The following is a 12,995-nucleotide window of genomic DNA, read 5'->3' as shown; positions in this document are numbered from 1 at the left end:
GTCACAGAGATTTACTCTGTTTCAAAAATATAATATTTTACTCAGGAGGAAAATTATTATGATGATTACACACCCAAAGGGGCTGTATACTATTAATTACGATGTTGAAAAAAGACTAGTATTTGAAACACCCGTAGGTTCTTGGACAAAGGAAGACTATATTGAATATCATAGTCAGTATGAAAAGGTTATCGGACCTGCAATGGGTAATAAGCCTTGGGTAAGTGCTGCTGACTTAAGAAAATACAAAATGTCCGATCTTGGAGAAGTTATGGCTAAACATGCTGACTGGCTTGCAGAGAATAATCTTGTTGCTACTGCCTCCATCGTAGACAGTGCAATTGTAAAAATGCAGATCAATAGAGCTATTTCATCTAAGTTCCCTCAGCAGGCTTTCTTAAATGAAGAAGAAGCTATGACTTGGTTAATGGCAAAGCTTTAATTATAACTTTCCCGATTGCGTATTGATTTTTAATCCCTGACTTCCCATACATACCGGTGAAATTTCTTAAACAGAAATTTCACCGGTTTTTTATTACCATAATATAAATACATTGAATACCATTGCTTATAAAAGGAGAATCTATCCTCGTGTAATATAATAACAAGAAAAGTTTGTGTGTTATTCCTATCTGCAGCACGTATGGCTTTTGCTTTATGAGCTGCTCCTAGTAACTTTTGCTGTATGGAGCTAAAGTTATTTGGAACGAGAAAAAGCGGAGGTCTGTTTAAATTCGTGTTATAGTACACGAATAAGAATTTCTGTGACAATTCAATTAAAATAATGGAATAGGAAAAATCACAAAATTTAGTAATTTTGTACTTGACACAAATCTAAGTTTGTTATATTATAATAACAGTAATGATTACTAGTATTAGTTATTAATAATAATTTATCAATAAATTTGAAATCTTAGGAGGAAATAAATATGTCATTAATCGGAACAGAAGTAAAACCATTTGTAGCACAGGCATTTCGTAACGGTAAATTTGTAGAGGTTTCAGAACAGGATTTCAAGGGAAACTGGAGCATTATTTGCTTTTATCCTGCGGATTTCACCTTCGTGTGCCCTACAGAACTGGAAGATTTACAGAGCAATTATGATACCTTTAAGAAACTGGGAGCTGAAGTGTACTCTGTATCAACTGACACTCATTTTACACACAAAGCTTGGCATGATACCTCTGAAGCTATCAAGAAGATTACCTATACCATGATCGGTGATCCTTCTCATACCATTTCCAGAAATTTTGATGTATTAATCGAAGCTGACGGACTGGCAGACAGAGGAACCTTCTTAGTTGACCCGGACGGAATTATTGTAGCAGTTGAGATTAATGCAGGCAGCATTGGCCGTAATGCGGATGTGCTGGTGGATAAGATTAAAGCGGCTCAGTATGTAAGAAACAACCCCGGTGAAGTATGCCCTGCCAAGTGGAAAGAGGGAGGCTCAACCTTAAAGCCCAGCCTCGATCTGGTAGGAAAGATTTAAGCGTTTTACATTGCTGATTGGCATGTAATATGGAAAGTCATTTTAAGGAGGAATAAGAGTGAAAGAAAATGATAAATTGAAAGGATGCCACGTAGAGATTCTTTCACTCTTTCTATTTGTGGCAGCATCGCAGGAAGGCTTGCGATATGCAGTGGGTATAAATTATGCTGGATACTGATATACGAAATCAGCTAAGTGAATATTTAAAGCTCCTGGAAAGCGACCTGCTAATTAAGTTAAGTGCCGGTTCTGATAATACCTCAAAAGAGCTGGAGGACTTCGTAAAAGAAGTGGCTTCTCTTTCAGAAAGAATAGATATAGAACCGGTAAGCCTTGCAAGAACTCCCAGCTTTCAAATTTGCCGTAAAGGAGAAGAAAAAGGCCTTACCTTTGCAGGAATTCCCTTGGGGCATGAATTTAACTCCTTTGTACTGGCACTTCTTCAGGTCAGCGGCAGACCACCTAAAATAGAAGAAAAAGTAAAGGAGCAGATCAAGCACTTAAAGGGTGAGTATCACTTTGAAACTTACATCAGCTTAAGTTGCCATAATTGTCCGGAGGTGGTGCAGGCCGCCGGTATTATGAGTGTGCTGAATCCTAACATAACGCATACCATGATTGATGGAGGAGTATTTAAGAAGGAGGTTGAGGATAAGAATATTCTGGCTGTACCGGCTCTTTATCTGAATGGTGAATTTCTGGCAGGCGGAAGAATGACGGTAGAAGATATTCTTGCAAAGCTTGGCAGCCTCCCGGAAGCTTCGGAGCTGGAGGAGAAAGAACCTTTTGATGTGCTTATAGTTGGCGGTGGCCCTGCAGGTGCCAGTGCTGCAATCTATGCGGCAAGGAAAGGCATAAGGACTGGCATCGTAGCAGAGCGCTTCGGCGGTCAGGTTCTGGAGACCATGGGAATAGAGAATCTCATTGGTATTCAATATACAGAAGGGCCTAAGCTGGCACAGAGCCTCGAAGAGCATGTAAAAAATTACGAGGTTGATATAATAAAATCCCTTCGTGCAAAAGGTCTGAAGAAAAAGGATCTCATTGAAGTTGAGCTGGAAAACGGCGCTGTGCTGAAAAGCAAGGCAGTCATCTTAAGTACAGGTGCCAGATGGAGAAATGTAGGAGTTCCCGGAGAGGCAGAATTTAAGAACAAAGGAGTTGCTTATTGCCCCCATTGTGACGGACCTTTATTCAAGGGCAAAGCAGTAGCAGTCATCGGAGGCGGTAACTCTGGTATCGAAGCAGCCATCGACCTTGCGGGCATAGCAGAGAAGGTTGTTGTACTGGAATTTATGTCGGAATTAAAGGCAGATGCAGTACTGCAGGAAAAGTTGAATAGCTTAAGAAATGTAAACGTATATAAGAATGTACAGACAAAAGAAATAACGGGTACAGATAAAGTAAACGGAATAACTTTTGCCGACAGAACCACAGGTGAGGAGCAGCACATAGAATTACAGGGAGTGTTTGTACAGATAGGACTTGTACCAAACACTGACTGGCTTGGTGACACAGTGACCCGCTCCCGTTCCGGTGAGATTGAAGTGGACATTCATAATAATACGAATATCCCCGGTGTATTTGCAGCTGGTGACTGTACGAATAGTCCATATAAACAGATTGTAATTGCAATGGGTTCCGGAGCCAATGCAGCACTGAGTGCTTTTGACTATATTATCCGCAATTAGAACAAGCGGATTAGTGGATAAAAAAGACACTACTTTTATTTGAAGTAGTGTCTTTTTTAATACCAGATTTGATAAAAGATACTTTGATTAATCTATATTTTGAGAAGAAGGAATTGGAGCGATTGTGATATAATTTTCTTTGGTAGGAATAACGTGCTCTTTCGTCAGGGATGGAATATTTTCACAAGAAAATCTTAATGATTATTAATACAAAATGAATGGCCTATCTATACTCATTCGTGATAAAGTAATAGATAAGTTTTAGAAATTTACTGAAATGTATTAATTGAAAAGAACCGGCAGTCCGGTGTGAAAGGAGGCCATGCCATGCTTGCATTTGCCTTGTTTTTTCTATTGATTTTTTTACTCTGCGGAATTTATTTCTTTGTAATTGTATTTTATTCAGGTCTCGGTACAGCTTTCTTATGGTTCTGGCCTGCACTGGGCGGATTCTGCCTTTTGCTTAGCATATCTTTGCTTTTCCTGCATCTTAATCATTTTCCTGTTCCGAAGCTCTTCCGATATGGCTTTCTTCTGCTATTTATTACAGTGGTCGGAAGTTTTACCTTTGCAGAAGGGAGTATATGGATGGAAGGAAAGAAGGAGGCTTCTTCCGGAGCGGATTATGTAATCGTATTAGGAGCACAGGTAAAGGGTACCACAGTATCCCGTGCATTAAAGAATCGGCTGGATACGGCTCTTGCCTATCTGAAGGATAATCCCGAATCCTTTGTAATCGTAGCAGGAGGACAAGGAAAAGGAGAAGACATTACAGAAGCTTTGGCAATGAAGGAATATCTTGTTGCTTCTGGGGCAGATAGTAGCAAGATATTACTTGAGGATACTTCGGTGAATACTTATGAGAATCTACGCAACAGTAAGAATATTATTGTGGGCAGAGAGACAGGTCATACCCTAGAGAATAGGATAAAAATCGTTGTAGTTACCAACCAATTTCATGTTTATCGTGCTGTAAGACTGGCAAAACAGCAGGGGTTTGAGCAAGTCAGCGGATTCGGTGCACCAAATGATGATGTGCTGACCGTTCATTATTATGTAAGAGAATACTTTGGTGTGGTCAAAGATACGTTCTTTGGAAATATGAGATTAAATTAAGAAGACTGGCAAGCTTTGAAATCTGCGATACCTGTAATTTGCAGAAATATTACAGCTTGTTTGTATGTATTGCACTAATGATGAAATATTACCCTTACCTCGATAAAACCTGTCCGCCTAGAATAGCAGCACAAAAGCCCCGCCTTAAAAGCAAGACCTGTACCTATAAATAAAACAAGTATTGAGGTAGAATAATTTGATTGTGCGCCGGTAAACGGAAACAAGTCAGAAGTTGGAACTGCTGTCTCTCAATCCTTTTTCTTTTCTCAGCAGGTATTTCAGGCACTGGTTTTAGAGGATGGAAATAACTGTAAACGTTGTAATGCAAATAAAAGAAGTTCTATGGCTGGTGACAACAATTTCTAAGATGTATAACCTGGCACAGAACATCTTTATTTATCCTTTATTCACTCTGTTTCTGCAGTCAGGAATTAAGCTTCTGATCTGCTCTTTTCCTTCTTTCTTGATATCAGTCTGAAAGCAGTAATGGATACACCGGCAAGGCATATTATGAAAGCTGTAAGATACACGATTCTCATGGCAAAGATAAAGGCAGGAGTTCCTGCAGCAGCAATATCACTGACATGATAGCCTAACTTTCCGCTCATGGACTGATATAACAGAGTAGTAGCAAGGGTAATACCAACAATCATTCCCAGGTTTCGGACTAGAGCACTGATGCTGCCTCCGATACCAAGTTTGTTCCTTGGAAGCGTGGACATAACAAGAGAGGTATTAGGTGACTGGAACAGTGCATTACCAAAGGACATAATTGCAATATAAACTCCCATTACCACATAATTGGGTGCAGCATCCAGGGTTGACAGGAGCAGAAGCCCCGTACTGGTAAGGCTTAATCCGACCAGTGTCAGGATTTCCGAACCGATCTTATCAGAAAGATGTCCGCTAATGGGCGCTGTAAGTGCAAGCACAAGGGGATAAATGGACAGGAAAGCACCGGCTCTTCCAGGAGACATCTGTAAAGCATCCTGCAGGTAAAACGGCATTATGATATTTGAGCAGAAGATGGCGATAAAGCTTATAAAGCTGCAGATCAAGCTGATTGTAAACCACTTGCTCTTAAATAAAGATAATTCCAGCAAAGGCATTTCCAACCGTTTCTCTCTGCGCAGGAACAGGAGGAATAGGGGGAGGGAAGCCGCCAGACATATAATAATAACCGGTGAACCAAAACCCAGTTCCTGAACTTGTCCAAGAGCACCAAACAACAATACGATAAAGGCCATAAACAGAACGGAACCCGGAAAATCTATTTTTTCTTTTACAACCTTACCAGCCTTTGGCAGAAGCTTTAAGGATAGAATAATAACCAGGATTCCGACAGGGATATTAATCCAGAAGATATATTCCCATTTGGTGTAATCAACAATAAATCCACCCAAAGATGGACCGACAAGAGAACCTAAAGCAACAAAGGTACCATTGATGCCAAGTGCCCTGCCACGTTCATTGGCAGGAAAGACCTGAGTAATGATACCCTGACTGTTGGACATTAAACCGGCAGCACCGATTGCCTGAATTACTCTTGATATCAATAACATAAGTAGGGTGCCTGAGATTCCGCATAGAAGCGAACCCAGTGTGAATACAGCCAGACCTGCCTGAAATACACGTGTCTTGCCATAGATATCCCCAAGTCTCCCAAAGAGCAGCATGGTAGCAGAAACTGCTATAAGATAAATACTGACTACCCAGGCAACCGCACCGGAGGTGACCTTAAGGCTCTTTGACAAGGTGGGTAAAGCTACATTTACAATACTTCCGTCCAGAGTGGACATAAAAATTGACATTACAATAACAAATAAAATGCCCCACCTTACTTTTGGGGGCATAACGGTCTGATTTTCCATAATCTGCATCACCTATTTTTCTTCCGCTTTTTCCAGGATAATGTCTAACATGCTGTATAATTCTTCAAGCTTATCCGCGGGAATATCAAAAGTAATCTGAGTGATCCAGCTGTTTAAAGCTTCTTTAATAATTGGTATAACTGCTTTTGCTTTGGCTGTCAGGTATAACTTACAGGCTCTCTGATCCTTGTTATCCTGTATTCTCTCAATAAAACCAAGGCCTATCAATTTTTGAACCGTCCTGGTAGTCATAGCCTTGTCCACATGTGCCAGCCTGCTAAGCTTCTCCAGGTTAATCCCCTCTTCTTCACTTAACAGCATGAGAAAGGGGTAAGAGCCGCTGCTTAATTCCAGAGGCTTTAACCTGCTATCCATATGCTGCTGGGTACATTTTGATATATGACTTACACGTTTACTCAAAGAATTATTTACATTCATAGTTTACCCTTATTCTATAAATTATTTAGTAATTTGAGTAATTATAACTCTGGGAAAATTGATTTGTCAACTTTATTGTGAAAAAATAGACATAATTACGTACTTTTATAAAAAGCGGTATAACAGCCGCTGCGGCTTTTCTGTAATGGTATGAAGAGGCTGTAAAAAAAACAGCAAAAAAACTATAAATATATTTGAGTTTTTTGGTGAAATATGATATATTTATAAATATGTAAAATAATTTAGATTTGGTCTTAAAAACATAGGAAAAGTATCTGCATAACTGGTAAAAATACCGTGTAATATGCAAGGTTATCCTTGGCTAAATGCCCTATGATTAAAATAATTTACAGAAAAGGAGAATAATAATGGCTAAGCTTTACATTAATCCAAAGGTAAAAAAAGGTAAGATTAACAAGGAGATTTACGGACATTTTTCTGAGCATCTAGGAAGATGTATCTATGAGGGAATTTATGTAGGGGAGAATTCTGAGATACCAAATGTAAACGGAATGCGTAAGGATGTTGTTGCAGCTCTTAAGGAGCTTAATATACCCGTACTTCGCTGGCCCGGTGGCTGCTTTGCAGATGAATACCATTGGAAGGATGGTATCGGACCGAAGGAAAACAGAAAGAAAATGGTTAATACTCACTGGGGCGGCTTAGTAGAAGATAACAGTTTTGGTACACACGAGTTCATGGAACTCTGTGAGCAGATAGGCTGTGAACCCTATATCAATGCCAACTTAGGAAGCGGAACCGTACAGGAAATGTCTGAATGGGTAGAGTATATGACTTTTGACGGAATCTCCCCTATGGCAGGCTTAAGAGCAGAGAACGGAAGGAAGGAACCCTGGAAGGTAAAATATCTTGGAGTGGGAAATGAAAGCTGGGGCTGCGGCGGAAATATGACACCGGAGCACTATGCCAATGAATACCGCAGATATCAGACCTATTGCAGAAATTATGGAGACAACAAACTATATAAAATAGCTTGTGGTGCCAATGCGGATGATTACAACTGGACCGATGTAGTAATGAAAATTGCGGGAAGACATATGGATGGACTCTCCGTACATTATTATACACTGCCAACAGGAGACTGGTCCAAGAAAGGCAGTTCCACAGAATTTGATGAGCAGGTATGGTATCAGACACTGAAGAAGACACTCTATATGGAAACACTCATAACAAATCACGATACGGTTATGAGCAAATATGATCCTGAAAAAAGAGTAGGACTTCTGGTAGACGAATGGGGAACCTGGTTTGATGTGGAGCCCGGAACCAACCCAGGCTTTTTATATCAGCAGAGCACCATGAGAGATGCACTTGTGGCAGGAATTAACTTAAACATTTTTAACAAGCACTGTGACCGCGTTAAGATGGCAAATATTGCACAGCTGGTAAATGTTCTTCAAGCTGCAATCTTAACAGAAGGTGACAAGCTGATACTTACTCCTACCTATCATGTATTTAATATGTATAAGCACCATCAGGAGGCACAGTTGGTTGACAGCAGTCTGGAAGCTGAGCTGATCGGCCTGGAGGATAATAATAAGGTTCCTAATCTTCATGAATCCGTATCAATGGGAGAAGACAATAAGCTGCACATCACGATCAATAACCTGTCTGTAAGCGAGGCTTATGAGGTAGAGAGCATACTGGCAGAGACAAAAGTGAGAACTGTAAAAGCCACGCTGTTATCTGCAGGCTTCAATTCCTATAATACCTTTGAGAAACCGGATGCGGTAGAACCGGTGGAATTTAAGGATTATAAAATTACAGATAAAGGAATTTCATTTAAGATACCCGCGTGCAGTGTACTTCATCTGGAAGCTGAAGTTGAGTAGTAAATAACTGTATAATTGCGATAACAAGAACTTAATAGACGGATTTAAAATAGTTCCCATCCAAAAACAAATATCCTATACAGATATTGGGTTTGGATGGGAAAAAATAAATGTAAATGTGTGAAAGCACTGGGATGGAAGATAGGTTGAGAATGAATTTTTCAACCGCAAGTTTGTGCTTGCGCACCACAAACTTGGTATGTACAAAGAGCGTGCGCAAGAATAGAGGTTAAGATGCAGAAACATCTAAAAATAGATACCAGTCAGAAAGTTACTCCACTGGGAGATTTGTATGGTATTTTCTTTGAAGATTTAAACCACGCTGCTGATGGCGGTTTGTATGCAGAGCTGGTTCAGAACCGTTCCTTTGAGTTTGACCCTATAGATAACAAAGCATATCATGGGTTGACCGCCTGGGAAAAGCTTGAGAAGAAGGGTGCAAAGGTTACACTTGAGGTTGAAGATAAAGCACCCATAAACAGTCGTAATCCTCATTATCTTACTGTTACTGCCAAGGCAATCGGTGATGGTGCCGGTTTTATGAACCTAGGCTTTAATACCGGTATACCCCTTGAAAAAGCAAAGATCTACCAATTTTCCTGTTATAGTAAGACAGAAACGGCGGTAGAAAAGCCGGTTGTCATTAAACTCACAGGAGCAGAAGGACAAGTCCTTGCCGAAGGAAGTCTGCAGCCCGAAAACAACGGCTGGAGGAAGTATGAATGCACCCTGACTGCTACAGCTACAGATTATTCCGGACGACTTGTGATAGAAATGCAAGAAACCGGAAAATACTATTTTGATATGATATCCCTGTTCCCGGCAGATGTCTATAAAGGCAGAAAGAATGGTCTAAGAGCAGATATTGCAGAGCTCCTGGCAGACTGCAAACCAAAGTTCATGAGATTTCCCGGCGGCTGCCTGGTTCATGACGGCTCCTTAGACAGTGAAGACAGAGATTCCCTTTACCGGTGGAAGAATACTCTTGGACCAGTGGAAGAAAGACCGTCCAGAAGAAATAATTGGGGATATAATCAGACTTTAGGGCTGGGATACTTTGAATACTTCCAGTTCTGTGAAGACATCGGTGCCAAACCCTTACCTGTACTGCCCGGTGGCTATGATCCTCATCACCAGAGAATGGTACCAATAGAGGAACTTGGACCCTGGATACAGGAAGCTTTGGACTTGATTGAATTTGCCAATGGTGATAAGGAGACCGAGTGGGGTAAGATAAGAGCTGAACTTGGACATGAAGAACCCTTTCATTTAGAGTATCTAGGAATAGGAAACGAGGAAATCGGAGAACCCTTCTTTGAGCGTTATACCTACTTCCATAAAGCCATAAGAGAGAAATACCCCGACATCAAATTAATAAATTCCTCAGGGCCTTTTGCAGCAGGAAAAGAATATGAAAGGGGTTGGACCTCAGCCAGAGAAAATGGTTCAGACCTTGTAGATGAGCATTACTATCAGTCTCCGGAATGGTTTCTGGCCAATTATCACAGATATGATACCTTTAAAGCAGAAGATCCCAAAGTATTTCTGGGGGAATATGCAAGCTGGGGGAACACCTACTACAATGCTCTGGCAGAAGCAGCCTTTATGACAGGTCTTGAGAAGAATGCCCATGCAGTGGGGCTAGCCTGTTATGCACCTCTGCTTTGCAATACGGACTACGTGAACTGGCGTCCGGATATGATCTGGTTTAATAACCATGAAGTATTTGGAACCGCTAACTACTATGTACAGAAACTCTTCATGACAAATCAGGGAGATTATCTGTTAAAAACCACAGGAGAGAATTTTGCCGAGTCCGTAACAGCAGAAGAAAATAGACCTCTCAGCGGAAAGCTAATAATTTCCGCCGCAGTAAATACAGAGGTAAACTGCCGTGAAATCATCTTCGAGGATATGACCACTGGAGAAATTAAAAAAGCCCAAGGAGCTGCTTTAAAAGAAGGAGAACAGCTGGAGTTATTTGATACAAAATTAAGCCACTACCGTTTAAAATTCATTGGAGAGAAAAAGAGCGGAACCAGAGGCTTTGAGATCAGCTTCGGCTATGAAAACAGAGAAAACCGGGCCATCTGGGAACTGGGAGGCTGGCAGAATCAGGATTGTCTGGTCAGCTCAATGGTAAAGGGGAGAGGCTCCTGTCTGACACAATCCTTCTTCGTAGTTGAGAATAACAGAGAATATCAGCTGGAATTAGAAGTAAAGGGCAGAAAGATAAAAACCTATATAGACGGTGTCTTAATGAACGAAACAGAAGATAAGCTGCCAATCCTTAAGGAACTCTATTATACCGCCAGCGTAGATAACAACGGTGATTATATCGTCAAAATGGTCAATGTAAAGGAAAATCCCATCACCTTCACACTAACTCTTGAGGGCCAGGAAAAAACTGATTTAAGAGGCAGCCGCTATATGATGTCCGGTTATGGATTGGATGACATGAACAGCTTTGAAGAACCTAAAAAGATAAGTCCTGTACAGGAAGCGGTAGTACTGTCAAATGGAACAGGAGAGATTACTCTTCCCGGGCATTCAATTGTAGTGCTGCGTTTGTCAAAAGACGATAGGTAGTTTATGGTAGGTAATGGAAGGACTGGTGCAAAAGGCTGGGTTATGAAAAGGGGACGGCAATTTGCAGAAAACAGAAAGGCTCATACTTCAATTCCAAGGTATAAGAAGTCCTAATTCCTCTGAATATTTTGTACTGGACATATTTTAAAACAGATAACTCGCTGTGATATGCTTCCCTCTAAGTAGACAAGTGAAATAATAAAAAACTTGTTACTTAGGAGGAAGCATATTTTTATGGGAAGAAAAGCTAAGTTTTCTTTCGAAATAAAGATAAATATTGTTCAAAGATATTTATCAGGTAAGACCTCTGCTAATCATGAAGCGCAGTTATTAGGTATCAGCGGGACACGCATTTTGGAGTGGATTTCTTTATATCAATCTTTGGGAGAAGAAGGTCTTATTACTACTTCCCAGAATACCGCTTATTCTTCGGATACAAAAAAAATGCTGTACTAGATTATCTAAATGGTAAGGGTTCCTATTCTGAACTCTGCAGAAAATATGGAATTCGTTCATCATCCCAACTACGAAACTGGATTTTGAAGTATAATGGTCATGAGAAGCTGAAAGCTTCCGGAACAGGAGGCCGTATCATGACCAAAGGTAGAAACACCACATTTGATGAGCGAGTGGAAATAGTACAGTATTGTATTGCACATAATCACAATTATAGAGAAACAGCAGAAAAACACCAGATATCCTATCAGCAGGCACGCAATTACACCATTAAATATGAATCAGATGGAGTTGAAGCTTTAAATGATAGTCGTGGAAAAAGGAAATCGAAAGAACAAATGAACGAGTTAGAGAAACTCCGGGCTGAAAACAAGATTTTGAGAGCAGAAAAAGAACGAGCCGAAATGGAGGTATCCTTCTTAAAAAAACTCGAGGAGATAGAAAGGAGGCGGTATTAAGCCTGATTCGCCATGAAAGTATTTACCAGGCAATCAAAGAGGAAAACGAAAAATACGGCTATCCTATACATGCTTTATGTAAGCTTGGTGGTATTTCCCGCTCTGCATACTATAAGTGGATAAACAGGAATATCCCCGCATGCGAAACCGAAAACAGGCGCATAGCAGATATCATTGAACGGATCCATGAGGAATCCCCAGATAAAGGGTATCGAAGAATCCGGGATGACCTGGAACGGTATCATGATATAAAAGTAAATGATAAACGCGTATTGAGAATCTGCCGGAATCGGAATATAAAATCAACAATCAAGTACTCTAGTAATGGATGTACAAGACAAGCAGTAAACCCATACTACATAGCAGAAAATTTACTCAACCGCGAGTTTAAAGCGGATGCACCCAACAGGAAATGGCTTACCGATGTAACTGAATTTCACTATTACATTGGCATCGAAAAGCATAAGGTCTATCTTAGCGCCATATTTGATTTGTATGACCGTCGGATTGTATCGTACATCATTCGTGACAACAACAATAATTCGTTAGTCTTTGATACATTTGATGCTGCGATTGAGACCAACCCAGGTGTTTGCCCACTATTTCATAGTGACAGAGGATTTCAATATACAAACAGGATTTTCCGTTCAAAAGTTGAATCAGCAGGAATGACTCAGAGTATGTCAAGAGTGGCAAAGTGCATTGACAATGGGCCAATGGAAGGGTTTTGGGGAATTATTAAAAGAGAGCGTTATTATGGAAAACGTTTTACGAGTAAGAAAGCAGTTGTTGAAATGATCGAGAAATATATGAAATACTATAACAATAAACGCTTACAAAGAAATCTAGGTGTATTAACTCCGATGGAGAAACATGAGTTATATCTACAGGCAGCATAAAAAACTGCCAGTAAGTTATCCTTTACTGGCAGAAAGATTTATATTTTTTTAATTGTCTACTTGACGGGAAGCAGTTCACTGCGCTCAAACAATCTGTTTTAAAATATAGCACAAAATTTCCAGAGAAAAGG

Annotated in this window: 11 protein-coding genes; 9 read left to right on the top strand and 2 right to left on the bottom strand. The window is 40.3% G+C overall.

All coding sequences use genetic code 11. From position 1 onward, the window contains the following. Positions 1-58 precede the first annotated feature (58 nt). From R2R35_RS10865 to R2R35_RS10850, 4 genes are all read left to right on the top strand, one after another. The gene (locus tag R2R35_RS10865; protein WP_317734539.1) at positions 59-442 is read left to right on the top strand and encodes a hypothetical protein; all 384 of its coding nucleotides are present in this window, start codon (positions 59-61) and stop codon (positions 440-442) included. Positions 443-929: 487 nt separating this feature from the next. Then, positions 930-1,493, top strand: coding sequence for an alkyl hydroperoxide reductase subunit C (gene ahpC / locus R2R35_RS10860; protein WP_317734538.1), 564 nt, complete (start codon positions 930-932; stop codon positions 1,491-1,493). 164 nt (positions 1,494-1,657) lie between these two features. Then, positions 1,658-3,184, top strand: coding sequence for an alkyl hydroperoxide reductase subunit F (gene ahpF / locus R2R35_RS10855; RefSeq protein ID WP_331670276.1), 1,527 nt, complete (start codon positions 1,658-1,660; stop codon positions 3,182-3,184). 327 nt (positions 3,185-3,511) lie between these two features. Next, positions 3,512-4,300, top strand: coding sequence for a YdcF family protein (locus tag R2R35_RS10850; RefSeq protein ID WP_317734537.1), 789 nt, complete (start codon positions 3,512-3,514; stop codon positions 4,298-4,300). A 431-nt stretch (positions 4,301-4,731) separates the two neighbouring features. On the opposite strand, the gene R2R35_RS10845 is transcribed toward R2R35_RS10850, so the two are convergent. Then, positions 4,732-6,171, bottom strand: coding sequence for an MFS transporter (locus tag R2R35_RS10845; protein ID WP_317734536.1), 1,440 nt, complete (start codon positions 6,169-6,171; stop codon positions 4,732-4,734). 12 nt (positions 6,172-6,183) lie between these two features. Beyond that, positions 6,184-6,609: a MarR family winged helix-turn-helix transcriptional regulator gene (locus R2R35_RS10840; RefSeq protein WP_317734535.1), complete on the bottom strand. Its 426-nt coding sequence runs from the start codon at positions 6,607-6,609 to the stop codon at positions 6,184-6,186. Positions 6,610-6,977: 368 nt separating this feature from the next. Here R2R35_RS10840 and R2R35_RS10835 point away from each other — a divergent pair, with 368 nt between their 5' ends. From R2R35_RS10835 to R2R35_RS10815, 5 genes are all read left to right on the top strand, one after another. Next, positions 6,978-8,462, top strand: coding sequence for an alpha-N-arabinofuranosidase (locus R2R35_RS10835; RefSeq protein WP_317734534.1), 1,485 nt, complete (start codon positions 6,978-6,980; stop codon positions 8,460-8,462). 234 nt (positions 8,463-8,696) lie between these two features. Then, entirely contained in the window at positions 8,697-11,051 is a 2,355-nt protein-coding gene (locus tag R2R35_RS10830; protein WP_317734533.1) for an alpha-L-arabinofuranosidase C-terminal domain-containing protein, read from the top strand. 234 nt (positions 11,052-11,285) lie between these two features. Beyond that, on the top strand, positions 11,286-11,507 hold the full coding sequence (locus R2R35_RS10825; RefSeq protein WP_317734532.1) for a helix-turn-helix domain-containing protein: 222 nt from the start codon (positions 11,286-11,288) through the stop codon (positions 11,505-11,507). Positions 11,508-11,644: 137 nt separating this feature from the next. Next, positions 11,645-11,965: a helix-turn-helix domain-containing protein gene (locus R2R35_RS10820; protein ID WP_317734531.1), complete on the top strand. Its 321-nt coding sequence runs from the start codon at positions 11,645-11,647 to the stop codon at positions 11,963-11,965. Beyond that, positions 11,920-12,864 (top strand): IS3 family transposase, encoded by a 945-nt coding sequence (locus tag R2R35_RS10815; RefSeq protein WP_317734782.1) that lies wholly within the window; start codon positions 11,920-11,922, stop codon positions 12,862-12,864. The genes R2R35_RS10820 and R2R35_RS10815 overlap by 46 nt, the downstream gene beginning before the upstream one ends. The last annotated feature ends 131 nt before the right edge of the window (positions 12,865-12,995 follow it).

The organism is Anaerocolumna sp. AGMB13020, assembly GCF_033100115.1.
GTDB lineage: Bacteria > Bacillota > Clostridia > Lachnospirales > Lachnospiraceae > Anaerocolumna.
The sequence above is the reverse complement of the archived record's forward strand: the minus strand, read 5'-3'. Positions and strand labels throughout refer to the sequence as shown.

What these genes read in the sequence shown, in the direction of transcription:
- R2R35_RS10865 (WP_317734539.1), top strand. Translation starts at nt 59, where the DNA reads ATGATGATTACACACCCAAAGGGGCTGTATACTATTAATTACGATGTT.
- ahpF (WP_331670276.1), top strand. Translation starts at nt 1,658, where the DNA reads ATGCTGGATACTGATATACGAAATCAGCTAAGTGAATATTTAAAGCTC.
- R2R35_RS10850 (WP_317734537.1), top strand. Translation starts at nt 3,512, where the DNA reads ATGCTTGCATTTGCCTTGTTTTTTCTATTGATTTTTTTACTCTGCGGA.
- R2R35_RS10830 (WP_317734533.1), top strand. Translation starts at nt 8,697, where the DNA reads ATGCAGAAACATCTAAAAATAGATACCAGTCAGAAAGTTACTCCACTG.
- R2R35_RS10825 (WP_317734532.1), top strand. Translation starts at nt 11,286, where the DNA reads ATGGGAAGAAAAGCTAAGTTTTCTTTCGAAATAAAGATAAATATTGTT.
- ahpC (WP_317734538.1), top strand. Translation starts at nt 930, where the DNA reads ATGTCATTAATCGGAACAGAAGTAAAACCATTTGTAGCACAGGCATTT.
- R2R35_RS10820 (WP_317734531.1), top strand. Translation starts at nt 11,645, where the DNA reads ATGACCAAAGGTAGAAACACCACATTTGATGAGCGAGTGGAAATAGTA.
- R2R35_RS10840 (WP_317734535.1), bottom strand. Translation starts at nt 6,609, where the DNA reads ATGAATGTAAATAATTCTTTGAGTAAACGTGTAAGTCATATATCAAAA.
- R2R35_RS10845 (WP_317734536.1), bottom strand. Translation starts at nt 6,171, where the DNA reads ATGGAAAATCAGACCGTTATGCCCCCAAAAGTAAGGTGGGGCATTTTA.
- R2R35_RS10835 (WP_317734534.1), top strand. Translation starts at nt 6,978, where the DNA reads ATGGCTAAGCTTTACATTAATCCAAAGGTAAAAAAAGGTAAGATTAAC.